The 25,200-nt window shown below is 58.3% G+C and carries 17 protein-coding genes and 7 pseudogenes; 15 read left to right on the top strand and 9 right to left on the bottom strand.

From position 1 onward, the window contains the following. A pseudogene (locus IF809_RS30265) lies at positions 1-291 on the bottom strand (transposase); the annotation flags it as partial. 881 nt (positions 292-1,172) lie between these two features. Between IF809_RS30265 and IF809_RS30260 the strand changes: the two are divergent. The 3 genes from IF809_RS30260 (at position 1,173) to IF809_RS30250 (ending at position 6,574) form a co-directional block, all read left to right on the top strand. After that, positions 1,173-2,093, top strand: coding sequence for a beta-keto acid cleavage family enzyme (locus IF809_RS30260; protein WP_049803137.1), 921 nt, complete (start codon positions 1,173-1,175; stop codon positions 2,091-2,093). Positions 2,094-2,588: 495 nt separating this feature from the next. Next, positions 2,589-3,374: an SDR family NAD(P)-dependent oxidoreductase gene (locus IF809_RS30255; RefSeq protein WP_370115749.1), complete on the top strand. Its 786-nt coding sequence runs from the start codon at positions 2,589-2,591 to the stop codon at positions 3,372-3,374. A 746-nt stretch (positions 3,375-4,120) separates the two neighbouring features. Next, the gene (locus IF809_RS30250) at positions 4,121-6,574 is read left to right on the top strand and encodes a CaiB/BaiF CoA-transferase family protein (RefSeq protein WP_441258780.1); all 2,454 of its coding nucleotides are present in this window, start codon (positions 4,121-4,123) and stop codon (positions 6,572-6,574) included. Positions 6,575-6,724: 150 nt separating this feature from the next. On the opposite strand, the pseudogene IF809_RS30245 reads toward IF809_RS30250, so the two are convergent. Further along, positions 6,725-7,026 (bottom strand): annotated as a pseudogene (locus IF809_RS30245) (integrase core domain-containing protein); the annotation flags it as partial. Between the two features lie 43 nt (positions 7,027-7,069). Between IF809_RS30245 and IF809_RS30240 the strand changes: the two are divergent. Then, positions 7,070-7,417, top strand: a pseudogene (locus IF809_RS30240) (IS30 family transposase); the annotation flags it as partial. Positions 7,418-7,645: 228 nt separating this feature from the next. On the opposite strand, the gene IF809_RS30235 reads toward IF809_RS30240, so the two are convergent. From IF809_RS30235 to aepX, 5 genes are all read right to left on the bottom strand, one after another. Continuing rightward, a complete protein-coding gene (locus tag IF809_RS30235; RefSeq protein ID WP_441258781.1) occupies positions 7,646-7,891 on the bottom strand; it encodes a hypothetical protein in 246 nt (81 codons plus the stop codon). A gap of 179 nt (positions 7,892-8,070) precedes the next feature. After that, entirely contained in the window at positions 8,071-8,583 is a 513-nt protein-coding gene (locus IF809_RS30230) for a hypothetical protein (RefSeq protein ID WP_370115743.1), read from the bottom strand. A 110-nt stretch (positions 8,584-8,693) separates the two neighbouring features. Then, positions 8,694-9,488 carry a phosphocholine cytidylyltransferase family protein gene (locus IF809_RS30225; RefSeq protein WP_441258782.1) on the bottom strand — a complete coding sequence of 265 codons (795 nt, stop codon included), beginning with the start codon at positions 9,486-9,488 and terminating at the stop codon, positions 8,694-8,696. Between the two features lie 46 nt (positions 9,489-9,534). Next, positions 9,535-10,725 (bottom strand): pyridoxal phosphate-dependent aminotransferase, encoded by a 1,191-nt coding sequence (locus IF809_RS30220; RefSeq protein WP_370115740.1) that lies wholly within the window; start codon positions 10,723-10,725, stop codon positions 9,535-9,537. Positions 10,726-10,783: 58 nt separating this feature from the next. Then, entirely contained in the window at positions 10,784-11,689 is a 906-nt protein-coding gene (gene aepX / locus IF809_RS30215; RefSeq protein ID WP_370123673.1) for a phosphoenolpyruvate mutase, read from the bottom strand. Between the two features lie 985 nt (positions 11,690-12,674). Between aepX and IF809_RS30210 the strand changes: the two are divergent. The 4 genes and pseudogenes from IF809_RS30210 to IF809_RS30195 form a co-directional block, all read left to right on the top strand. After that, positions 12,675-12,812, top strand: a pseudogene (locus tag IF809_RS30210) (transcriptional regulator domain-containing protein); the annotation flags it as partial. A 58-nt stretch (positions 12,813-12,870) separates the two neighbouring features. Further along, complete coding sequence (locus tag IF809_RS30205) at positions 12,871-13,323, top strand: DUF2285 domain-containing protein (RefSeq protein WP_441258783.1); 453 nt, start codon at positions 12,871-12,873, stop codon at positions 13,321-13,323. 1,548 nt (positions 13,324-14,871) lie between these two features. Next, positions 14,872-15,078, top strand: a pseudogene (locus tag IF809_RS30200) (hypothetical protein); the annotation flags it as partial. 107 nt (positions 15,079-15,185) lie between these two features. Beyond that, positions 15,186-16,757: a porin gene (locus tag IF809_RS30195; protein ID WP_370115734.1), complete on the top strand. Its 1,572-nt coding sequence runs from the start codon at positions 15,186-15,188 to the stop codon at positions 16,755-16,757. Positions 16,758-17,024: 267 nt separating this feature from the next. Here the strand turns inward: IF809_RS30195 and IF809_RS30190 are convergent. Continuing rightward, positions 17,025-17,123, bottom strand: a pseudogene (locus IF809_RS30190) (IS3 family transposase); the annotation flags it as partial. After that, positions 17,120-17,341 (bottom strand): annotated as a pseudogene (locus tag IF809_RS30185) (IS481 family transposase); the annotation flags it as partial. The pseudogenes IF809_RS30190 and IF809_RS30185, both read right to left, overlap by 4 nt. A gap of 746 nt (positions 17,342-18,087) precedes the next feature. Between IF809_RS30185 and IF809_RS30180 the strand changes: the two are divergent. The 7 genes from IF809_RS30180 to IF809_RS30150 are packed head-to-tail and all read left to right on the top strand — an operon-like array spanning position 18,088 to position 24,429. Continuing rightward, positions 18,088-18,240, top strand: a complete 153-nt coding sequence (locus IF809_RS30180) for a hypothetical protein (RefSeq protein WP_370115733.1) — start codon at positions 18,088-18,090, stop codon at positions 18,238-18,240. Positions 18,241-18,263: 23 nt separating this feature from the next. Continuing rightward, positions 18,264-19,238 (top strand): ABC transporter ATP-binding protein, encoded by a 975-nt coding sequence (locus IF809_RS30175; protein WP_441258784.1) that lies wholly within the window; start codon positions 18,264-18,266, stop codon positions 19,236-19,238. Continuing rightward, entirely contained in the window at positions 19,235-20,233 is a 999-nt protein-coding gene (locus IF809_RS30170) for an ABC transporter ATP-binding protein (RefSeq protein ID WP_370115729.1), read from the top strand. The genes IF809_RS30175 and IF809_RS30170 overlap by 4 nt, the downstream gene beginning before the upstream one ends. Further along, a complete protein-coding gene (locus IF809_RS30165; RefSeq protein ID WP_370115728.1) occupies positions 20,233-21,159 on the top strand; it encodes an ABC transporter permease in 927 nt (308 codons plus the stop codon). Before IF809_RS30170 ends, IF809_RS30165 begins: the two co-directional genes overlap by 1 nt. Beyond that, on the top strand, positions 21,156-22,034 hold the full coding sequence (locus IF809_RS30160) for an ABC transporter permease (protein WP_370115726.1): 879 nt from the start codon (positions 21,156-21,158) through the stop codon (positions 22,032-22,034). Before IF809_RS30165 ends, IF809_RS30160 begins: the two co-directional genes overlap by 4 nt. A 41-nt stretch (positions 22,035-22,075) precedes the next feature. After that, positions 22,076-23,623, top strand: a complete 1,548-nt coding sequence (locus tag IF809_RS30155) for an ABC transporter substrate-binding protein (RefSeq protein WP_041959870.1) — start codon at positions 22,076-22,078, stop codon at positions 23,621-23,623. Further along, complete coding sequence (locus tag IF809_RS30150; protein WP_041959868.1) at positions 23,620-24,429, top strand: phosphodiesterase; 810 nt, start codon at positions 23,620-23,622, stop codon at positions 24,427-24,429. The genes IF809_RS30155 and IF809_RS30150 overlap by 4 nt, the downstream gene beginning before the upstream one ends. Positions 24,430-25,200 lie beyond the last annotated feature (771 nt).

Genomic DNA, 25,200 nt, shown 5'->3' with positions numbered 1-25,200 from the left:
CAGCCTTCCGCTTGGCCGCGGGCGTCACCACTTCTTTCCCAAGAGGTCCTTCAACGCCGCATTGTCCAGCATGGAGTCGGCCAGCAGCCGTTTCAGTCGCGTGTTCTCGTCCTCCAGCGTCTTTAGCCGCTTGGCCTCCGACACCTCCATGCCACCGAACTTGGCCTTCCATTTGTAGATGCTGGCGTCGCTGACGCCATGCTTGCGGCACAGATCGGCGACCGACACGCCGGCCTCATGCTCCTTCAAAATCCCGATGATCTGCTCGTCCGAAAAGCGGCTGCGCTTCATGCTCTGGTCCTTGTCGTGGACCAGAGCGAACTTCAAACTGGATTAAGCCCGTGGGGCAAGGTCAGCAGCGCCGTGGATGAGACCCAGAGTATCGATCGATTTCTTGCGATTGCCAGTTGCTGAATGAGACCAACAGCGGGATCTGGACGTCGAAGTTGCAACAAACGAGATGCTAGCGGCCGCACTGTCGCTCTCGCACACGGTTTGGAGAGTCTAGCTTGGCGTTCGCAATTGTCGTCCTTCAGACAAAGGGGGCCGCACGTATGCTGATTCACGCGCGCTTCATGGAAGAGCTGCCGGGAGTATCACCCCCCGCGTCGCGAGCTAGGCTGCTTTGTTTTTCGAGCATGTCTCAGGCGCCTGGCTTCCGAGCAAAGCTCGTCAGCTAGGATTATGTGCGGCTCTCAAATAGTTCAGGGTGAGACCGAGACGAGCGAGAAAAAGCGTAATGCCCGAGTGGGGGCGTACATACAATTCGCCTCCTACATTGTAGCATTTGAGCCTGCCATCGACGGGCGGGAACAGCCTCGAAGATTTTGAACTGGCTGATTGGTGGTTTTCGCCAAATATGCATCTTAGCGTCCTCTTGTCTCGCTGCGCGCTACTCAGGGCGAGAGCCTCAGCCGAGGGCGATTCAGCCGGCCAATCGTGCTCCGCGCACAGACAACGATGATGCGTGCCGCGCTATCAAGGCGTAACGGCCTATGACGCGCACGCGCCGTATTCCGTGAGTGGCATGAGGCTTGCTGGATGATGGGCGGGGCCCAAGGTTTCGGACCTCCGATGACTGCGACCTGAGTCCTGAAGTCACGAGCTGCGGCTAGCGGTCCAGACATTGGTACCTGGCCGTGACAGGTCAGCCTTTGAAAGGGAGAAGATGCATGAATTCCGAGGTGTTTATCACCTGCGCTCTCACGGGCGGCGGAGGAAAACCGGACACCACGAATGTGCCCATAACCCCGGAGCAGATCGCTGACTCTGCAATCGCTGCGGCTCGGGCCGGGGCGGCTGTGGTGCATATCCACGTGCGCGATCCCGAGACTGGGCAAGGTTCGCGTGATCCGCTGCTGTATCGAGAAGTGGTGCGGCGCATTCGAATGTCGAATGTGAACCCGGTGATCAACCTGACTACGGGGATGGGATGCGGTCTCGTGCTGGGTGGGCCGGAGTCTCCGCTGCCGCCAACGGCCGGTACGGACATGGCGGGCGCGCTCGAGCGTTTGGTGCACATCGAAGAGTTGCGCCCCGAGATCTGCACCTTGGATTGCGGCACCTTAAACTACGGCACTCGCGACGAGTTGATCGTAGTTAATACGCCCGCGACAGTACGTAAGATGGCGGCACACCTACAGAAGATTGGAGTGCGCCCTGAGCTCGAGGTGTTTGACACTGGAGATCTCGTGTTAGTCGCGGAGTTGATCAAAGATGGCTTGATTGACGATCCGCCAATGATCCAGCTGTGCATGGGAATTCCTTATGGAGCGCCAAGCGATCCGATCACATTGATGGCGATGGTAAACCGCCTGCCGCCGCGCGCTATTTACTCTGCCTTTTCGATTGGACGAATGCAGTTCCCGTACGCAGCATTGGCGCCGTTCTTTGGCGCAAATGTACGGGTAGGGTTAGAGGACAACCTTTACCTCTCCCGTGGGCGGCTCGCGACCAACGCCGAACTCGTACAGCGCGCGGTCGAAATACTCGAACGTATCGGTGTACGAGTAATGAGCTCGGATCAGGTTCGCGAAAAGCTCGCGCTCACAGGTGGTAGAAGCCGATCTTCAACTCCAGCAGATCAGAAGTGACCGACCTGCTGCGCATTGTTTCCCGGGAGCGGCAACATGGCGCTCGCGCTTGGGGCAGGGGGTCGCGACGGCGCTCCTTGATGACCAAAAGCTCCGGTTGGCTTCAACAAGTCAACACACATCAACCGTTTGGATAACTATGATGAGCCATGTTGCCGTCGGTGGCCTGCCTTGGTCGAGATCGTAATGGACGAATATCGATCGAGGTCCATCCGTAGCACAGGAAGAGATGCATCTCAGAACTGAACTCTTGGCGATGCCATCTGCGTACTCACAAGCTCTTCTTCCGGAGGACGAACGGGTTCTCATCTTTCCAGTCCCATGCACATCCGGGATGGGAATCGATCCGAGAAGAAGCTGCTCCAGCCAAACTCGGCAGCGGATGCAGGCCGGAATGTCTGGTATTGGCGATAGAGCTGTGTAGGTTGACGGCTTTTTGTGGCGCCAAGCGTCTAGACTGTAAGATCCGGATTGAACGCGGAAAAAGGAGGATTGATGTCGAAGAATCCATTGTGCGCGATCATAACAGGTTCTGCGTCAGGACTTGGAGCGGCGACCGCCGCCTTCTGGGCCAGAGGCGGGGCCCGCATCGTGGTGAATTATTCTAAGAGCCAGAAGGAAGCCGATGCCACCGCCGAGGCCTGCCGGAAGGCGGGCGCAGCCGAGGTGTTGGTTGTGCAGGGCGATGTCTCGCGCGATGACGATTGTCGTAAGATTGTCGCGGCCGCGGCCAGGTGGGGGCGGCTCGACGTTCTAGTCAACAATGCCGCTACGACGAAACATGTGCCGCATCACGATCTCGCTGGACTCTCGGCGGATGAGTTTCAACGCATCTATGCCGTCAATACGGTCGGTGCGTTCCAAATGATCCGTGCGGCGCGCCCGCTGCTCGAAGCTGGCGCTAAGGTTAGCAAGCGCTCGGCCGCAATTGTGAACGTCTCCTCGGTCGCAGCTATCAGCGGTCCCAGCTCATCGATCGCATACTCGGCAAGCAAGGGCGCGCTGAATGCAATGACACTGCCACTGGCACGGGCGCTAGCACCTTCTATTCGCGTCAACACAATTTGTCCCGACTATATTGACACGCCGTGGTTCACAAAAACGCGTGGCGAGAAGGCTGCCCGAGAGGTGCGCGATGCCGTCGGGGCGAGCTCACCCCTCAAGCTTGTGCCTACAGCAGAAGATGTAGCACATCTCGTCTGTTTCCTCGCTAGCCCAGAATCAAGCAGCATGACGGGAGAATGCGTGCGCATCGACTGCGGCTTGCATCTGACCACCTGAAGCTGTTGATGTTCCAATCTATCACGTCAGCCTGTCCACGCGTAGTCATCAACTTGCGCCAAGGGCGATTGCGATGAACCGCGCAATGTCGCACCATCAGGTCCAGGTATGCCAGATAGATAGCATGCCATCGGCAATGCCGTCATGACTCGTAATTCGTTTGGTTGAAAGCGATTGCCGCACAGGCGGCTGCGTCGCGCTGTGAACATAGGAGACCTCAGCCTCGTGGGAGTCCCTACGAGAATCAAGGTGAGCGGAAAGCCTCTCGGAAGGATCCCCGCACTCTGAGAAAAGTGACGTGAAATCTCTTAGGATGAGAGGCCGCCAGTTCTCAGACGATGTAGATAAGCGGGCCAGAGGAGGCAGCGTCTCCCAAAGGACTGCGCACATCTCAGGCCCTGCCTATTCGACTTGGTAGCTGCACATCCAGGTCGTGCAGACTAGTTTGCTTTGGCGAGGACCACGCGACGTTCTCGAGCATGTGGTCTCCGAGCGTTAAGTCGGTGTTTCTTCTAGACAGCTGGAACTTGCCTCCGTTCTCTTGAGCACGATCATGCGAACCGAACGTTGTGGGAATACTCCTAGCTACGGCGCGGTGTCGCTGCGATCGTCTCCGCGAGACCATGGGTACCAGCACAAAAGCCCCTGTATAGGGGCCCTCGAGACGCGCCATTGTAGGTCAAAGAGATAAATTCCGGGACCGCGATCTCTGCAGTTTCGGCGTCTCGGGTAGCATGGGAGCCGCCATGGGCGTGTTGTCGGATTTTCGTGTCCTCGAGATTGGGAGCTCAGCCGCAACCAGCTATTGTGGACGGTTGTTGGCGGATTTCGGCGCAGATGTGCAGAAACTTGAGCCCCCAGCAGGAGACCCCCTTCGCAATAGTGCGCCATTTACGCCCGGCGGTCATAGCGCGTGGTTCGCATTTCTGAATTTCAATAAGTCAAGCATCATCATTGATGCAAATGAGTTGGACGCGACAGAACGGTTGACCGCGTTGATCGAAGACTGCGACATTCTGGTGGATGGCCGAGATGTCGATCCTGCCGGTTGCCCCCCAATTGACGTGGTTGGCATCCGGCAGCGCTGCCCAGGTTTGATCTACCTCAGCGCGAGCTGGTTCGGCGGCAAAGGGCCTTATGCCGGCTACGCAGCAACCGATTCGACTGTCCGAGCGCTGGCAGGTCTTGTTAAGCTAGTCGGCCCGGCCGAAGGCCCGCCATCGCACGCGCCGGATTTCCAGACGGGCATTCTGGCCGGTCTCTGGGGCTTCATCGCCGCGGCTTCTTCGGCGTTTGCGCGAATGCAGCGCGGATCAGGGCGGTCGTGGTCGCTCAGTATCCTCGAATCAAGCGTCGCGCTTTGCGACTATGTCATGTTCGAGCAGGTTTTGACCGGCGACATGATGCGCCGGATTGGCAACAATCGCTTTTGGCCCACCTTTCCGGCCGGAATTTACGAAACCAAGAACGGTTTACTGGGGGTTACGACAGGTACGCCAGCGCAATGGCGAGCGTTTTGCGACATGCTCGGCCTCTCCGAATTGGGTGACGATTTGGGGCTGGCACACAGCGCTGATCGTCTGCGCCACGTGGAGCGGCTTGAACGACAATTTGTTCCACTCCTAAGAACGAGGACAGCGCAGGACTGGTTTGCGGAGGGACTGAAGCGGAAAATTCCCATCGTTCCGGTACCGGAAATAGCGGATCTGCTTGAGGACCCGGAGAAGAGAAAGCGGGGCGCAATCGTGCCGATCCTGTTTGGCCGAGAGGAGGCTCTTGCGCCCGGATCGATGCAACGCTTGACGTTGACGCCGCCCCGCCGAGGGGGAAGGGTGCCGGCTTGTGGCGAACAGCAGGATACACCTTCCTCCTGCAAGCGGTTGAGCCGCATGGCCTCGGCGCTGGTCGGTCCCAGCGGGTCCGACACGCTGCCTTTGCAGGGGATTCGTGTCATCGACTTCTCGATGGGGTGGGCGGGGCCACTGTGTACACGTATTCTGGCTGACCTCGGAGCGGACGTGATCAAGATCGAAGCCATCCAGTATCCGGACTGGTGGCGCGGCGTTGACCGAAGATCTGTTTATGTCGACGCGCACATGTACGAAAAGGCGCCGGTGTTCTGTGTGATGAATCGCAACAAGCGCGGTATCACACTCGACCTGACGCGGAGCGAAGGATGCGCTCTCGCCAAGCGGCTCTTGGCGGGAGCCGATATCGTTGTCGATAACTATTCGGTCGACGTATTGCCCAAGCTCGGGCTTGGCTATGACGTGCTTAGAACGCTCAACCCTCGGCTCGTCATGATGTCAATGTCTGGCTTCGGGGCCAACAGCGCTCATCGCAATTGCCGGGCTTACGGCTCTACGCTCGAACAGGGCTCTGGCTTGCCGAGGGTGGTGGGAAAGTCAGACGGCCCCCCAGTGATGAGCCACATCGCCTTTGGCGATGCCGTCGGGGGATTGAATGGCTGCGCTGCTGTTCTGGTTGCACTGGTTCACGCCCGTACAAATGGAGAAGGCCAGTTCATTGATCTTGCGCAGATCGAGTGCATGATGCCGTTCGCGGCGCCATGGATCATTGTCCAATCGACTAGTCGTAAGCCACCTCGAAAGTATGGCAATCGACATCCGCAATTCGTACCACATGGCTGCTTCCGATGTGCGGGTGAAGATAACTGGATCATGATCGCTGTGACCAGCGCAGATATGTGGCGGAACCTTGCCGTAGTCATTGGTCGACCTGACTGGGCCATAGACGCTTCACTGATGTCCGCGGAAGCGCGACGCGACATCGAAGATGTGATTGAGGCTAGCATCGAAGCATGGACGTCGACCCGCGATGCAGATCAGGCTATGGCTGAGTTGCAAGCAGCAAATGTAGCTGCCGGCGTTGCCCGCCTGCCGATTGACCTACTCAAAGATCGACATCTCCGCTCGCGCGCGTTTATGCAGGAAGTGGAACGCGCCTTCGTTGGGTTGCACCCGCAGCCCTCGATGCCAATTCGCGAAGGAGAAAGACCGTATCCGATCCGAGCAGCGGCGCCGACGCTCGGGGAACATAACAGAGAGATACTATCGGGACTTTTGGGACTGTCGGATGCCGAAATCGCGCAATTGACGAGCGCGGGAATCATCGGCACGAAAATGCTCTCCGAAGACGACCTCGCAAGAACAAAGAGAAAGCGCAGTGCATCAGGGTGATAAACCTGAATTTCGCCCAGGTTGGAAGAAGAAATCCAGGGGATCATAGAGCCACGTTCGAGCTGCCATGTCGAAGCCTGGAAGTGGAATGCCGGTCGGCTGATGATCAACTGAACCGCTCCGGGTTTGCCGGAGGCCGTTTGGTTTAAGTTATGCCGCCATGTCGGGTTGTTCCAGCATGGCGTAGCAGCGTTGCTCGGCTTCGGCCGGCGGTATGTTGCCGATGGGCTCCAGGAGCCTTCGGTTGTTGAACCAATCGACCATTCCAGGGTGGTGAACTCGACAGCCTCGAAGCTGCGCCATGGCCCACGCCGATGGATCACCTCGGCCTTGTAGAGGCCGTTGATGGTTTCGGCGAGAGCATTGTCATAGGAATCTCCAACGCTGCCGACGGAGGGCTCCACGCCTGCTTCAGCCAGGCGCTCGGTATATTTGATCGAGACGTATTGGGCGGATTCAAGCGGTCGTCGCAACACCAAGAAGTTGGAGGTTGCGATGAAAGTTGTAAGTCGACGTTCGCCGCGGTCAGGACGGGCGCCATCGCCATCGCCAGGCCGGCCGTCTGCGACGGGACGCGATGAACAGAATAGATTTTGGAAGGCGATTGCCACAGGGCAGAGCAGCGAAGATGCTGCGCTTGAGGCCGGACTATCGCAACCTGTCGGAAGCAGATTGTTCCGAAAGGCAGGCGGCATGCCACCAGCGATGTTTAGATCTTCGGGCAAGCCTCTCTCCGGGCGCTACCTTTCATTGGCTGAACGTGAGGAAATCGCGCGAGAGGGACGGCTGCGCTCAATGGCAAAACGGACGCTGAATCCATGCGGCCGAGCAGGCAGATCATCGCGGCGCTTCCGTCCAATGCCTCTGCAAGCCGTTCTACAGTGGCAACACTCACAATCTCGCCGCCTGCGATACGGATTGCCTGTTCATAGGAGAACCGTTGGTCAGAGGGGATCAATTCCTTGTTGGGTAGCACCGATGTTTCCGGCAATCGCAACATCAATTCAGGATTGTTTCCGGCGATGCACGCCGCTGTGGCTAGCGCCAGTGTCGCCGCAGTGCCGGCGGTAATCACACCCCATTCGGCGCCCGTGAGTTCAGCGAGCCGTCGACCTGCAGCCTCAGCCAATTCAACCATATCGACGAAAGCCTCTGCAGCCGCGTGACTTCTTCACTCGGATTGCTTGCTCCAAATAATGTGCGCACACCGGTGCATTGAATGAACGGCTCGACGCCGATTTCCCGAAAGATCCAGCCTCGCTCGTGCTCTCGTTGACGCAGATCGGGTCGCTGCAAGAGTTCAGGCCGGATGGTCATGCCAGCCACCTCGATGCAGGTACGATGAACGCCCCGACAATAAGTATCTCACGACCAAGTACGTGATGCCGAGCTGTTTCGGAGCTCAGAGAGGTACAACGTTCAGGCAAGCGGCTACGGACCCGAATATAGCAGGTCGTCCGGCCAGGAACCCTACCAGCTGCTCGGATCATGCCCGCCTACACGTGGCTCGACAATCTGCCCATGACTAAGGCGGCCGAAGACACCACGACGAAGATGCTGATTGCCGCATACATTGCCGGGCTGGGTGACGGCACGCGAATAGACGCCACGTGGGCGGCGGCAAGCAGCAGGAAACAGACGTTGACGAACCACTCAAATAGTTCGGCTCCAATGAACGGTTGTAAAAGGAACAAGAGAGCCAGTAGCGGCACGTCGTACGACAAAGGCACACCCAAGAAGCGCCCGTCGGATGATCGGCCGAAATTTGCAAAATAGCTAAGCCTGATGGCCCCCGCCACGAGCAGAGCAGTGGCCGTCGCAAGGGAAAGAATGGAGGCGTGGCTGAGCTGAATCACAATTGCCGTGGGCAAGACGGCTCCATAGATAATGTCCCCGAACCCGTCCAGGCTCTTGCCCATTTTTGCAGCGTCCGGGTCACGGTTCGGCGTCCGGTTGGCCACGATTCCGTCGATGTGATCTGCCAGGACAGCCCAAAGAGCCACTGCCACTGATAGCTCAAGCTCTCCGGATAGAGCGAGGAATAGACTAGCGGAAGAAAAACAAGCCCCACGCAGTGATGGCATTTGCGGGATCCAAAAGGTATCTTAGCATTGGCACCTCACTGATCCCGTTGGTCATACGATTGGCGAGCGGCATGCGCTCGTGAGAAAATGCGCTCTGCGAGATGCAGATCTTCGGCGGTATCGATTTCGCACCACCTGAGACCATCGCATCGCGCGGCTGCAAGCTGCAGGCCACGCCTCTCCACCAAATAGCCAAGAAGCTCCTCGGTGTAGGCCTGCCTGGCTCCGGACCCGATAACATCGTCCAGTGCTGGAACGATCGTTGCCTTGAGGGTCGAGCCTGAAAATCGTAGCAGGTTCATAGTTTTGAAAAGCTGCGGGCCGGCTGTGATGATGTTGGCCGCCGTTTGCTTCATGCGGAAAGCTGTGATGAAGCCGTCATCAGACAAAAGAGCTGCAGACCCTTCCATCGATTTTTCGAAGGGAGCTACTGCTGCCACATCGCTCGCTGGACCGCTCAGGCGGCGCAATGCATCTTGCTCGAAGAAAACGTCTCCCTCGAGGAGGAGGCAGTCTCCCGAAAGCAGTACCTCACGCGCCAACCACAGGGAATAAGCGCTCCCGGTGCGATCGAAAACCGTCGATTCGACATAGTTGATCTCAACCCCGCCGAAGCGGCTGCCGCAGGCATACTGGATGGCGTCCTTGCGGTAGCCCACGACAACCGTCACCTCACCGACGCCGATGGCCTCCAGATTCCGCAGGGCGTTGTGCAGGATCGGCATGCCGTTAACCTCGACCAGTGGTTTTGGCCGCAGATCCGTCAGCGGCCGCAGGCGCGAGCCGAGGCCGGCTGCAAGCACGATAGCGCGGCAAGGAACTTCAGCCATAGTGCTAACCTTCCGCAACGCTAAGCATGCCGAACCCACCAGGACTTCAATGCCACGTGTTTAGAGTTGCGGACAAACGCCGCAAGCCCTTGTCGAGCGAGCCAAGGTCAATTCCATAGGAGAGCCGGACCCCGTCTGAATCGCCAAAGATCGTGCCCGAAGCTGCCGCGACACCAGCGTCCATCAGCAATACGTCAACGACGTCATCGGCGTTGAATTCGGGGCCTGGTCCCTTGGTGCTTTGCCGCCACCCTTTGATATCTAGATAGAAGTGGAATCCGCCTTGAGCTGCAGGTTGCGGGATCGACTTCAGGGTCGAAAGAACCGAGAGCCCAAGCGTTCGCGCCTCGCTGACCTGACGTTGAAGTTTTTGTTGGAAGACGTCATCACCCGAATCCAAATGATGGAGCAGTGCATGTTGGGAAAGAACATCTGGGTTGCAGGCCGTATCGCGTTGTAGCGCCAGCGCGGCGCTTATAACGCATTTGGGGCCGGCGAGATAACCAATCTGCCAGCCGCTCAGGGCGAGGGATTTGGAGAACGAATTAACGATTAGCGTGCGACGACGCGCCGCAGGAGCGACCGACACAATCGGATGATGGGTGTGTGGAGCATGGGCGAAAGCCCCATAGCATTCATCGAACACAATCCAGAGATCCCGCTCAGCCGCAAGCTGCGCAATTTCAGTAAGAGTTTCGCGGTCGTAAATCGTGCCTGTCGGATTGTTCGGGGTGTTGACAACGATCGCTTTAGTCCTTGACGTAACTGCCGCAGCGAGATCTGAAGGCTTCGGCACGTAATTGTTGTCCCTGGTCTCGATGAAAATCGGAACTCCGCCTGCCAAGAGAACCTGCGCGGGGAAAGAAGTCCAATGCGGAACGGGGATGAGCACCTCATCTTTCGGATTCAGAAGCACCATAGCTGCGCTGAAGAGAGCGTGGCTGGAGCCGTTCGTAACTGCGACTTCATCCATTGACCAGGGTTGACCAGTCTCGGAGGAAATTCTGCGAGCGATCGCCTCTCGGAGCTCCGTCGGGGCGCCTGTCTCAGTGTCGCGGTTGATACTGCGATTGATCGCGATGATGGTGCCCTCGCGCACCATCGGCGGTAGATCACTCCGGATCTCTTCAGCGGTCAGATCGATGATCTGCTCGGCGCTCAAGATAGCCGCTTTGGCCGCGGTCCATGCCGCAGCTCTGTCCGAGTGTTTGAACAGGGCTGTTCGCTCCGCCAGCATGTGCGCTCTCCTTTAACCCGGCATGTCACGATTGGCGCTGCGAGGCGAACCTTTCATGTCAGCCCCCTACAAAATCGATGCCGCCGTCTGAATGAAAAGCCCCGCATCGCTGCCCAGGCAGATATCGAGCTTCCGCTCGTGCCAATTCGTCATATCTTAGCAATTCAAAGACCTCATCAAGGGTCGCGATACCAGGCTCAATGCTCGCAGTGTTTTCCTCGGTCATAATACGACGACAGACTTGCCCCATTGCTGCCATTGCCGCTCGCATCGAGTGATTGGCCCAGATCACTGTGGAGATGCGAGCTTCGCGATACACAGAGGCTGGTGTTCGATAATATTTCGTGGGAACGATCACGAGAGGCAACTTGTTCTGCCAAGCGCGTGCGAACGCAACGATCTCATCTGCGGCATTCCTTCGCGAGTGAATGAGGATCGCGTCGGCTCCGGCGTCCGCGTAAGCGTGAGCGCGCATAATGGCCTGGTCCATCCCTTTACCACCAATCAGTGCCTCGATGCGGGCCACAAGAACGAAGTCTTCGGCCAATGCATCCTTCACCGCGCGCAGACGGCCGGAGAATTCGTTGACTTCGGCGAGCGGATGTCGATCGCCAACAAACGAATTCATCTTGGGAAAGCAGCTGTCCTCCAGCGCGACACCGGCTGCACCCCGTTGATGGAGTTTGCGTGCCAGCAGACGAGCATTGTTGAAGTTACCGAAGCCTCCATCACCGTCGACGAGGACAGGCAGTCGGCTCGAGTCCACGATCCGCTCGACTACGTCGGCGAGTTGGCTCCAGGACGCTTCGTTCGCGTCACGGTAACCGAGCGAGCACGCGATCGACAGACCAGATGCCCAGAGCCCTTTGAAGCCCGCGCGCTCGGCGATCGCGGCGGAGAGGCCGTCATGTGCTTCCATAAGGAACGAGAGTTGGCTGCTGGAGCAGACCTCGGCCCGCAACATTTCTGCAACTGAAGAATCAGCGGAATGATCTGGACGATTGGCGAGAACTGATTGGGATTGATCTTGCATGCCAAATTCCTCGCTTGATCGGCCGACGTTCGTGCAGTGAAGATGACATCCATCTGTCATGTGAATCAATTGCGAGGTTTGGTAGTTGACTGGACCCTAGATCGTTGCGTCAAATCCGCAGGAACTTGGCTGAGACGGAGGGGGCATGTTCCGCCGCTGCATGTGTGCGCAATAGTGTCACTTGCGCGTCCTGGACCAATGCTTTGCCGCGGCGCCTGCCACGATGGTCTTGCTGGTTACACATTCGGATACGCAGCATCAAATCCAATCCAGGCCGCCCTTCGCTGGTGACCAGATGTGTGCTTCGGTGTCATCCGTGAGCGGGCGTGTTAAAGCCATCATCCGTCGATCGGGCGGTTATCGAGGCACAAGGGCGCCCATCACGAGCTGGAAGCAGTGATCAAGAATCGTCGCAGGCGTCGCTGGCGCCTGGTCGACTAGCATTCCGTCCCAGTTTACGCTTCGGCATAACCGATTAACCTCGGACTGAGGCTTAGGGGAGCCATACCAGTCCGGAGCTCGGTTGGGCGGAAACGAAAGCAAGAATGCCCAGTGTCGGTTCGCGGACAGTTGGGGATCGCCTGGTGCGCGAGGCACGGCCAATGCCTCATTTCCTCGTATTCGCGCACCACCAGCCTGTTGGTAGGGCACGCCGAAGTAATCGAGATCGCCCGCACCGAATTGCCGAGAAGGAAGAGTGACAGTTCCGAAGCCGAGGTGGGTCCTTTTCAAATCGCTAAAGTTGATTGTTCCATCGCCAAAACGCATCAATCTTGAACGGTTGTGGCTGTGCAGCCATAAATCGTCACGACCGCGCAGTTTCTTTTGCACGTGCATTCGGAACATGCGGGGAAATAGTACTATGTCAGGTGCCGACTGAAGATCAGAGAGCGCATAATACGAAGTCAAGCAGGCAGAAGCGGCCGACATAGCGTGGGAGTGGCTACGCCGCGACCACGAGTATCAAAAAGACTTCAGGACTCTGCACAGGAGCAAACGGTCCAGCACGACGGACCACTTCCGGCGTAACTGGGGACTGACGTTTTCCGGCTGATCCGGAAAAGACTTTCGAAAAACAGGCTGTTTTCTGGTCGCCTGAGGCGCCGTCGAGCGTGCTGATCGTCCGCACGGCGGTCGGCTCGATGGTGTCTAAGCCGTGTGACCTTGATTTCGCCGACCTGACAGGCAGCGAGTCGCGTGAAGCACCGGCCGGATGGCATGCTGTCGTGCCACTCGGTGGAGCGAAGCATCGGCTTTGGCTAACAGAACTCCCGCCGAGTGGAACAATGATCGTGTTCGACTTGCCGCTCGACCGCAACTTCGCCATCCGTCTACAAGCTGCACATCGTTTCTGGTTGGCACTCGAACAGCGTTCCGTTGGATCGTGTTCTCTTGCTCGATCAATCGGAACGCGACACCGGCACATTCTCGCTGTGCGAGCAGTGGATGGGTGGCTTGAAGGCAACAGCTATCGCAACATCGCGGAAGGGCGTTTTGGTAAGGCTCGCATTCCCGACCGAGGCGGGAAAACACACAATCTGCGCAGCCGGTTCATTCGCCTGTAAGATCGGGCTGCGCCTCATGCGGGGCGGTTATCGTGAGTTGCTCCGGTACAGGAGCAAAGACAAGCACACGAATCCTGAGCGCTAGTCAAATCACGCGTGTACGTCGGTTCAATTGAATCAAAGTTGAAGAGCTCTCGGCATCAATAGTAAGTCGGATCGTAAAACATGAGCTGACAGCTAAGTGATCAATGCTGCCCGTCGGCCTGCCGTACCATGAGGCTCATGTCGTGAAGCTGTTCGCGTCGGCGGCTACAGGCTATGGAAGAAGGTCAAAAGCCGTGGCAGTTGATCGCCGAAAGATCAGCGATTGGGTTGTTTGCGTTCGGTGCGAATAGGTGCTGATGCAGAAGGCGAGACCACGCCGGCCAGGCGCCCGTGCAGACTGCCGCGCGGCGATAGATCAACGTTCATCGCTCGACAAATGATGTGCTTCTGTCATTTCGATCAATTGCCCGAAATGGTAGGTGACACTAAGAGAAAAGCGGGATCTCCGGGTCGGGAGTTGAGCCGGCGAAGCCGATCTGCGCTTTAGCTCAACACCGTGGTGATGTGCGGAAGGGTTCGAGAGCAAAGCATCGGGGCCGTCCTGAAAGCTCTTCTGATAATACTATACGAGTTCGCCCGTAGCGGAGCGCATGACGCCGCGGAGCGTCCTACTGTTCGGGCTGTGGCGTCCGAAAATCGAGTTCAATTGCACGCGTTACCTCGATGATGCACTCCGGATGGCCGCCGTTCTCGAAGAGAGCATATCTCAGAGCTTGGGTGCGGCTGATAAAGAAGCCGCCAAACGCGCCCCGTCGTTCGCAGGCGACCCAGTTACCGGCCCGATCTCGGCCAACGAGAACAATCCGTGGGGCGGAGTCACGCGAACGGGGCTCACCAGGCGACTTATACTGCGCATGATGGAATGACATCAAGGATCATCTTCGTGGCGGCCGCATAGGCTAATGCGGTTAGGTCGTGCCAAGCACAGCTGGTGTAGGGTACCTGAATTGCGAACCGGGTTCTCCTATCAGTTCTAGCAATGGGAGAGTCGCGGTAATGCGTAGCCATAGCGTGCTGACGGTCAAAAGCGGCGCATGGCCGATTTTTGGTCCGCAGGATGTTGGTGTCGCAACGGCGGACGTGGCGATTGATGCGAAAAACTTCGCTTTGTCCCGGTCTCCTCTCCTCTAGCCGTTTCGCCGGTCTCTATTGATTGACTAAAGAGATCCTTCCTCGAATGCGGCGAAATACTGGTGTTGCGTTGTGGAAATCGTCCGCCGTGGGTGCTGCCTTCGTTGCACTGCGCGCCCCCCTGGAAGGACACCTTAAACGCGGACAGGATCATCGATTTTCCGGCTTCGGCTGGCGCCAGCTAGGTGCATAAGCCGAATGAGACCCCGGACTCAGGTCCTTCCTAGAACGTCCGTCCTCAAGAAGGGCCCGTCCCCGCTTTGGATCGCGCCGCCGATACGATCAGCCCTGTCGGCTGAGCGTCGATACGGCGATCATATCGACTGCTGCGACAGAACTGCGCCTTAATTCCATCAGTGGCAATTCGCCGAGCTCGCCGAATTGAAGCAGCAGAGCCCGGAGCTTCGAATCCTGATTTCGCTGGGCGGTTGGAGCAGATCGGACTGTTTCTCGGCGCCGCTGCCATACCAGGCGCGCACGCGGTTCGCACAGTCAGTCCTTGAGACGTTCTTTCGGCGACCATCCGCAAAGGCAGCCATTTGGATGGCCATCAAACCACTGATTATAAGCTACCTATAAGCATCATCGAATTGGAGGGTTCGATCGCATTATTCGATGCGTGTCACCGAACGGTTGTTCCCCGACGCTACTTGGGCGGGCCACAAAGGCTGGCAAGGAGAGAGGCAATGACGTTCGGGCGTAAGTATTCTCATTCTAACTACAGGACTGCGTTAGGTATTCTCAGCTTTGCCGCAGGATTGGCGGAGTGGAGCGGCACACAAGCGGCGGACCTGCCGCTGAGGGACAAAACGGTCGCGTACGTGAAGGTCTGCTCGTTATATGGCGCTGGCTTCTATTACATTCCAGGCACGGACACCTGCGTCAAACTCGGCGGTTACCTGCGCACTGACTTGGTCGTGAATAGCAACAGTGATTTCGATCCGGCTTACAATGGAGTGGCGGGCGCCCGAACGCGCCTCAGTAATGCCTATACGTCGCGCTCCCGCGGAGATCTGAATATCGATACACGAACGGCGACCGAATATGGCACGCTTCGCACTTTCTTCGAGACAGGGCTAACCTGGACGGATGGAACCTACAGCGGCGCCGGAACGGGTGCGACCGTTTACGCGTCGATCGGCGGTGTTCAGGGGCCAAACAACGCCAGCCCAGGTGGCATCGCCGCCGGTACCCTCGGCGTCTACTCAGCCTTCATTCAGTTCGCCGGGTTCACCGTGGGAAAGGCGATCTCGCAGTTCTCGGTGCCTTGGACGAACTATCCCGCGAACAATTACGATGATCTGCCAGGCGGCACCGGATGGGTCACAGGCGTCAACCAGTTCACTTATACAGCAGATTTCGGCCAAGGCATTACCGCGTCTTTCTCGGCTCAGGATCAAGTCGCTCATGCCACAACTAGCGTCTGGAACGTGACCGCTGCGACCTCAGCTGGGCTCGCGACGGGTGCGTATGGTGGCAACGACATCGGCGGTGCGGCCGCCCCAGACTTCATTGCCATGCTGCGCGTGGATCAGGCCTGGGGACTGTTCCAGGCGTCCGTTGCGGCACATGACAACCATGCTGCTTACAACGGTGCCGACGAAACGACCGGCCATCCCGCTGACAAATGGGGGTGGGCCGCTCAGTTGGCCCTCTCGATCAAGAACATCCCGACCGGGCCAGGTGACACAATCAACATGTCTGGCGTGTATACTAAGGGTGCGAGCCGCTACGACTTCAACGAGAATATGGCGACCACCTACGCGATGTACGGCGGCACAGCTATGGCCGGCGCCTATCAAAGCCTGGGTCTTGCCGGTCTGTCTGATTCTGTCTTTGTGGCCGGCACTAAACATGAGTTGACCACGACTTACGGCTTCCGAGCTGGTTACACCCACAATTGGAATGCATATTGGAATACCGGGATCTATGGCGGCTGGGCAGCTGTTCGATACAACCATACGGCCAAAGCCTATATCTGCGGAGCCTTTGTTGCAGGCCTCTCGCTATCCAGCGGCCTTGCGGGCTGTAACCCGGATTTCAACTACGGAGCCCTTGGCCTCATCACACGCTGGACGCCGATCAAGAATTTAACCTTCTCGGCCGACCTAGCTTACACGATGCTCGATCAGAAGTACGCGACCGGCAGTGTGGTAACACTGCCGCTGCAATCAACCATCGCCAAGCCGATCGCTCTATACGAGCTGAAGGATCAGGGCACACTGACCTTGCTGCTCCGGGCGCAGCGCAACTGGTGATGTTCTGTGGAGCGTCGCCTTTCGGGGAGGGCAGAGATGCTCGGTAAATCCAAAGCGCACGGCATATGAAGGTCTGTGTTGGTGAGCAGAATCCGATCGGCTCCCGGCCAAACGGAGCTTTTTCGGGGGTTGCTCACCGGCCGTGAGAGCCGACACCACGTGACGGTTCATCCTTGGGCATAGACAGCGGGGACAGGCGCTCGCCTCTCGCCAGACACAGGTCTAGGTGTTGAGTCCTGGCATTTTCTGGAGCGGATTGAGTTTGAATCATTCTGGCTGGGAATTCCAGGATTTGCAGATGTATTCGTAAGGCGTGAGGCCCTTCAGGGTCTTTAGCCTCCGCGCGTAGTTGTAGGCGTTGATGAAACGATAATCGCCTCCTCCTCAATGGAAAGGACAGTCGACTTGGCTTCCTTGGGGCCCGTCGTTAGATCGGTGACAGTCCCGCGCTGCTTCGATTTCGCGACAGTCTTCTGGTTGATCCCCTAGCGCTTGGCGAGGGCTCTCAGGCTCTCTTGACTATTTTGTATTGCTCGACGGACTGCCTCCGTCGTGGTGGTGCAGCCGTGTAAAACTTGTCCCATAGCGCTTCCTAAGCTCGATTCGTGACAGCGCCGTTGATGGACACCATGGGGGCGGTCCGCTCCTCGACTTGCTTGCACTGACCGAGCAAGAGAACCTCGAGAAGGCTGGACCCGTAGCATTCCACTTCTATGAGCCGTGTTCGTCATACGCGCCAGTCCTTGCGGCTCCCCAAATCGGCTTTCCAGATTTAATGACTTGCGCGAGCCCCATGACCGATGGGCCTGCACAAATGCGAAGGACTGATAGCCGAGATCAATCGCCTTATAGGGGCAGAACGAGCGACGTCGACCATCCTTGCTATTTGAGTTCGCGGTTCGCTGATGTCCCGGTTTTGCTTCCATCCCTGTAGGTCGGCGCATGCGCTAGCGTTGGCCCCGCGGATCGGCCTCGATCTTGGAGCGGCGGTGGAGAGCGATGGGAGGAGCGTCGTTCGCTTTGGCAACAGGATCTCACCTGCCAAAACTCTGCGGTTGCCAGCCTCGACCCTGATTACGAGAGCGGTGTGCGTACGCGCCATACGACCACCTTTCTCTGAGCGGCAGATCACTCTTTTGGTTGGCTTTTCGGGAAAGGGTTTTTTGCCATCGCATTTTTAGATGCTTGCGTCTCATTAGACGATGAGTGTCATGCGCCTGTAGCAGGAAGGGTCTTGGAGTTCTCTCGCTCCATCGCTGTGCAACGGTAACTGTTTTTGTTAGCACCGTCCGGTTTTGCAGCGATCTTGCCGATGTGAAAGGAACCTGCAATGGCATCGTTCGTGCCCGAAAGTCTGAAGCAGTGTGGCCCCATGGCTGCACCTTTTGCTGTTTCCTTCCCGTCTGCGCAGGTGATGGGCGATACACGACTCAGCGAAGCGGAACTGGGTCGCTCCGGGATTTTCGTGGTGCTCGCGTGCTAGCGCACCAGAACGAGGGGCAAGGTGTGCGCGAGCTCCTGAGCATCGAACAGCTGTCGGTCAGCTTTGGAGCAACCAGAGCCGTGCGAGCGATCGATCTTCAGATCCGCAGGGGCGAAGCCGTCGGCATCATTGGAGAGAGTGGATCGGGAAAGTCAGTGACCTGGCTCGGCACTCTCGCTTTACTGCCGGCCAGTACAGTGATCTCGGGGAGCGCCCGGCTGAACGGCCAAGAGCTCCTCGGGGCGTCGAGCAAAAGCCTGTCGCGCATTCGCGGCAAGCGGATCGCGATGATCGTCCAGGATGCCCAAAGCGCACTCAATCCGGTTCTGACGGTCGGTCGCCAGGTGATCGAGGTCCTGCAGCTGCATCGCGGCATGGGCCGCGCGGCCGCGCGGGCCGAAGCCAAGCGCCTGTTCGATCTCGTCCGTATTCCCTCTGCCGCGCGACGGCTCAAATCCTACCCCCACGAACTATCGGGCGGACAGAACCAGCGGGTCATGATCGCCATGGCATTGGCCGGCAGGCCTGACTTACTGATCGCTGATGAGCCGACCACAGCGCTGGATGTAACCGTCCAGGCGCAAATTCTCGATCTCTTGCGCGATGTCCAGCGTGAAACCGAAATGGCTTTGGTCTTGATTTCGCACGATCTCGGCGTGATCGCCGAGGTCTGCAGCCGCGCCTATGTGATGTATGCCGGCCGGGTTGTTGAGGCCGGGCCCGTCGACCACTTGTTTGCTGCACCACGTCACCCTTATACGCGCAGCTTGCTCGAGGCGCTTCCAAGTTTTGATGGGCCTTTGCAGCAATTAAACGGCATTTCGGCAGCTGTCACCAACGGACGCTTTCCGCACCAAGGCTGTCCCTTTGCCCCGCGATGCCGACATCGTGCCGGCATCTGCGACCACCTGGAACCCGATCTCCGCACCGACCGCGACGGCTGGCTGGTCGCGTGCGTGCGGGCGGATGACGCCAAGCCTTTGGAGATCGTGGCGTGAACGATGCACTTCTCCTGGCCCAAGGTCTTGCAAAGACCTATCCCTCATCGGGCAGTCCGTTCGCGCCGCGGCATCGGGTGTTGGCCGTCGATGGGGTTTCGATTTCGCTAGCCAAGGGCGAGACGCTCGGTCTGGTCGGAGAATCCGGTTCCGGGAAGTCGACGCTCGGACGCCTGGTGCTCGGCCTTGAAAAGCCAGATGCGGGCCTCGTTAAATTTGACAATGACGTCATGCCGCCCAGCAAAACTGCAGCCTGGCGGCGGCTGCGCGCAAGGATGCAACTCGTCTACCAGGATCCGTTGGGAGCACTGGACGGGCGGCTTGCCGTTGCTGAACAGGTCGCTGAGCCGCTCGTCATTCATGGTGTTGACAAGGCGGCGAAGCGGATGGCCCAAGTGGCAACACTTCTGGCGCGCGTGGGTCTCTCCGAGGAGCATGGGACCCGCTTGCCGCATGAATTGTCGGGCGGCCAACGACAACGTGTGGTGCTCGCACGTGCCCTGGCAACGTCGCCGGACCTGCTCGTATGTGACGAGCCGATATCGGCGCTCGATGTCTCGATCCAGGCTCAGGTGATCAACCTGTTTGCCGAGGTCCAGCATCAGTTCGGGGTCGCGATGGTGTTCATCAGCCACGATCTTCGCGCCGTGCGGCAGATCAGTAAGCGTCTCGCGGTCATGTATCTCGGTCGGATCGTCGAGGAGGGGGCAACCGATGACATCCTGCAGGCGCCGCTTCACCCCTATACACGTGCCTTGGTCTCGGCCGTGCCGGACGCGCGTAAGCCGAGGACACGACGGATCACCCTCGCGGGTGATCCGCCGTGCCCGACTGAGCGCCCTGGCGGATGCGATTTCCATCCGCGCTGCCCCCTTGCTCGGCCAACCTGCCGCCATCTGCGGCCCATGCTCCTCAACAGCGGAGTTGCTGGCCGCAAGGTCGCCTGCCACCTGGTTAGCGAACCAGAGCTGCTTCAACTGGCGAGGGCGCATTGATGGCTTGGTTTGCTCTGACGCGGCTCGCGCGCACAATGATCACGATTGTTGTTGTGGTCGGTTTTGCATTCATTGTGCTGCGCCTGTCGGGGGATCCGGCGCTAGAGATCCTCTCCAATGATGCATCGGCACAAGCCCGTGAAGCGTTCCAAAAAGCTTGGGGACTCGATCAGCCAATCTGGGTACAATTCCTGGACTATGTGGCGCATGTCATTACTGGCAGCTTCGGTAATTCGATGCGCGAAGGTCGTGACGCGCTTGCCGTCGTCGCGGAGCGTGTTCCTGTCACGCTTATGCTTACAGTGCCCGCGCTCTTCATGAATGTGTTCATCGGTATTCCGGCGGGCATCTTAGCTGCGCTCCGCCGCAACAGCGTTCTCGATCGCGGCATCATGCTTGTGGCGGTGGCAGGCTTCACGATCCCCTCCTTTGTCCTTGGTTTACTGCTTGTGTTGGTCTTCTCGGTTTGGCTCTCTTGGCTGCCGTCCGGCGGTGCACGCAGTTGGCAGCACGCCATCCTCCCGGTCCTCACGCTGGGAGCCGGCAGCGCAGCGGTCCTTGCGCGTTACACCCGTAGCGCCATGCTGGACGTACTGGAGCAGCCCTATATCCGCACCGCAAGGGCCAAAGGCGTGCCGGCCCACTCGATCGTGTGCCGGCATGCTTTGCCCAACGCGGCAATCCCGACGGTCACGCTCTTAGGCCTCATGGTCGGACAGCTGATCGCCGGCGCGGTTTTGGTCGAAAGCGTGTTTTCATGGCCAGGAGTCGGCAGGCTGCTGGTGTCTTCGGTCGCTAGTCGTGATCTGCCCATTGTCCAATGCGTGCTCTTCCTCATCGCCGTAGCCATGGTGACCTGCAACCTTGCCGTCGACCTCCTTTACGGCCTGCTCGACCCGCGAATCCGGCGGGGAGGGCATGCATGATGCTGCAGAGGATCATAGCCGAACCGTTATCGTCGAAGCTGAATGCCGCGCGAGCGCCAAGCACACCGCTCGTTATCCGCCTCGCGTTCGCATATCTTCTCCTTCTGGGGACGACCGCCTTGCTGGCGCAATTGGTTATCCCCTATGACTCGGCAGCGATCGATCTGAAAGCTCGTTTGTCGCCGCCGATCGGATGGGGCGGCTCGCTTGCTCATCCGTTCGGCACGGACGAGCTTGGACGGGACATGTTGTCCCGCTTGGTCTTGTCCATCCAGATGAGCGCTTTCATCGGGCTTGGTGCGACTGGTGTCGGAGCGGTGCTCGGCACCACGCTCGGATTTGTTGCCGCTCATTTTCGTGGTTGGATCGAACAAGCCATCCTGGCCCTGGTCGATTTCCAGGCCACAATGCCATTTCTGATCCTGGCGCTCGCGGTGCTTGCCTTCATCGGAAACTCGCTTGCGGTCTTTATCTGTCTGCTTGCGCTGCATGGATGGGAACGTTATGCGCGGATCGCCAGGGGCCTTGCGATTAGCGCCAATGCTCAAGGTTACGCCGGCGCCGTCCGCCAGCTCGGTGCCCGTCCCCTTCACGTCTACTGGCGCCACATCCTTCCCAACGTGGCCGCGACGCTGATCGTATCAACGACCATCTCGTTTCCAGAGATTATCCTGGTCGAAAGCGGCTTGAGCTTTCTTGGCCTCGGCGTGCAGCCGCCATCGACATCGCTGGGCGCCATGGTGGGCTACGGCCGCGACTATCTCGCCCGCGCTCCTTGGATTTTGATGATTCCATCAGTCGTCATATCGCTGATGGCGCTATCGGTCTCGCTCATTGGCGACTGGCTGCGCGATCGCCTCGACGGCACGCTCTGATAGCTGTTTGCGCTCTTTGCTCTATCAAGAAAGGACGTCCCATGCCCGGCCTGAGTAGAAGGTCCCTGCTGAAGGCTGTTACGCTTGGAGCTGCGGTGCCTGAATTGGCTTTCGCCCAATCAGGGCGACCCAGGATCGTCGTCGCTGTGCCGACGCAGCCGGACTACGCGGACCCGGTGATGCTCAACAACACGCCGGCGCTACGGATGCTCTCCAATGCGTTCGATGGCCTGCTACGCATCGACTTTAGCCACAACATGGCCGTCAAACCAGCCATCGCGGAAAGTTGGCGACGTATCGACAGCACTAGCGTCGAATTCACGCTCCGCCCCGGCGTCAAGTTTCACGATGGCTCGACCGTAACTACCGGCGATATCGTGTTTTCGCTTGGCAAAGAGCGAAGGCTCGGTCCTACCCGGACCGGCAATACGATCGCCTCGCAATACCAGCAGAATATCGCCTCGGTGCAGGCGACGGGACCGAGCACAGTCCTTGTCACGACAACGATTCCCGATCCCGCGATCGATAAGAAGCTCGCCGCTTGGAGTGCCCAAATCGTCAGCGAAGCAGCCTTTCGCAACGCCGGCAGCTGGGAAAACTGGTTCAAGGCGCCGATCGGTGCTGGTGCGTATCGTGTGATGTCCAACCGGAAGGATGTCAGTCTGATCCTCAAGTCTCACGATGAGTATTGGGGCGGCCTTCCGCCATTCGCCAGCATCGAGTTCCGGATCGTTCCTGAGGTTGCTTCGCGGGTCAATGGCCTTTTGGCGGGCGACTATGATCTGATATCGGATCTACTGCCGGATCAGTTCGAGTCCATTGAGACCTCCCGGTTCGATGTTGTCGGGGGTGCCATATCCAATCTGCGCGTGCTCGCGATCGATACGACCGCTCCATGGCTATCGGACCGGCGTATTCGCCAGGCGCTGAGCCTTGCGATCGACCGCGAACTCATCATGGCGCAGCTCTGGCGAGGACGAATCGATGTTCCACATGGGGCGCAATATCCGATATTCGGGGACGTCTATGATCCTACCTTTCCTGCACCTGCCTACGATCCCGACAGGTCACGCGCGTTACTGCGCGAAGCCGGCTACAATGGCCATCCAATTGCCTACCGTCTGCTCAACAATTGGTATCCAAACCAGGTGCTGACGGCGCAAATCTTGGTGCAGATGTGGAAGGCTGTCGGCGTCAACGTCGTGCTCCATCAGATGGAGAATTTCAGCCAGGTCTACACAAAACCATTGAGCGCGATCTGGGATGAATCCTTTCTGCCATCCTGGCCCGACCCGACCTCCATGGTCTGGCGTCAGTACGGCCCAGGCGGCGGCCAGCACGCCCTCAAGATATGGGATTCGCCGCAGTATCAGTCGATCGGCGCCGCTTACGCGCAATCAAGCGATGGCCAAGAGCGCAAGCAGCTCGCCCGAGCTGCCCTCAAGATCTTTGCAGAAGAAGTACCCTTCATCATCCTGCACAACAATGGCGCTTTCTACGCCAAGCGCCGGAAGCTTGCCTGGGAGCCCTATGCTGCCCTGGTCATGGATTTCGGGCCTTTCAACCCAGCAAACAGCGCGAGACAATGAAAATCATCCAGTTGACCGATCCACATCTGGTCCCGAGTGGAAGCCTGCTGCGAGGGATTGACCCGCAGGCCCGTCTACGAGCTTGTCTTTCCGAGATCGAAGTCTACCATTCCGATGCGGCAGCGCTGGTCATCAGCGGCGACGTCACCGATCGGGCGGATCGAGCGTCCTATGAACTGTTCCGAGATGTCGTGGCGGAGTTCTGCTTGCCTCCGCTGCATATCACCGTGGGTAACCATGATCATCGCAGCGTATTCGGCGCGATCTTTCCAGAGCATTTGGCCGCTGACGGTTACGCCCACAGCAGATTCGATCTGCAAGATCATGTTGGTCTTCTGCTTGATACCTGGGCCGTCGGAACGCATGGCGGTGCGTTTGATGCTGTGCGCCTCGAATGGCTCAGGACACAGCTTACGGAGAGCCATAAGCCAGTTTTAATGTTCATGCATCATGCGCCAGTCAAAGTAGGGCTGAAGCGGCTCGATCAGATCGCGCTGCAGGGCGAGGAAGAACTTTGGGATGTCATCGCCCCGTTCAGCTCGCGCATCCGCCACATGTTCTTTGGCCACATGCATCGAAATGTCGCCGGCTCCTGGCGAGGCATCCCATTTACAGTCGCGGCCGGCCTGACCCATCAAGTCATGCTGGATTTTCAGACTGACATCGTCCGCCATATCGAGGTCGAGCCATACTTCAGTATCATTTTGGTCAGCGGCCGCGACGTCGTGGTGCATCCCCACGCGATCCGGGACGCCAAAATCATCGACATCATTCCGGACACGACACTTCCGTCCTGCTCTCCGTGACAATTCCCGAGGAAGCAGAGCTTGGAGCGAGTTTGATGGCGCTGGTGCAGGGCAAATAGTCAAAATCAACGTCCCCTCAGGTGGCTATGGACATGGCCACCCTGTTATTTGCCGGATCATCACGCCGCGGCATCCGCAGGCTCCCCGCCTTTGGCGCGCAGTGGACGATTCCATCATACAAATTTATGACCGAAGTTGCTATTCGGACAGATCTTGGATGGTTTCCGGTCCGGTCGAAAAAAGCAGGCACCAGAGCCGATGACGACATCCAAACCTGTCGAGGACGCATGTCGAACCGCATTGGCGCTACGACCCGATCCGGTAAAGTCCAATCCATGCATGCATCTGATATCTAGATCAATCACCAGCATTGGTAGTTGGCTTATCGCTGCGAACCTCGTCTGGTGTGTCTGCGTCCGCCAGACGCGCAACGCGTCCGCCTCGGCTTTGAATCGGCGCCATACCAGCTGGACATCCTCCGCGACTCTTTTGCTCCCGCAAGCGTCAGATATCTGGAAATGAGGGGCTTCACCGCGCTGCGATCATGAGCCTGGGTTCTTTGATCGGCGTGGTCGGCTCGGATCGGGGATCCGATCAAAGGTTCTGTCACGGTGACCACGATCTGGTGCCGAGTAGCGTGGATCCTCGTGAACGTGAGCTGCCATGAGCACATCAAGCCCGATCGATCCCGATAACATTGGCTCGCCTTGTAGCTGTCTTTCAACATCGGCCGAGCGAGATCTTTGATGAGCAGCATGTGTGGATTTGTGG

The sequence above is a fragment of the Bradyrhizobium sp. UFLA06-24 genome (assembly GCF_054967145.1).
This window is presented reverse-complemented; position numbering and strand designations above follow the sequence as displayed.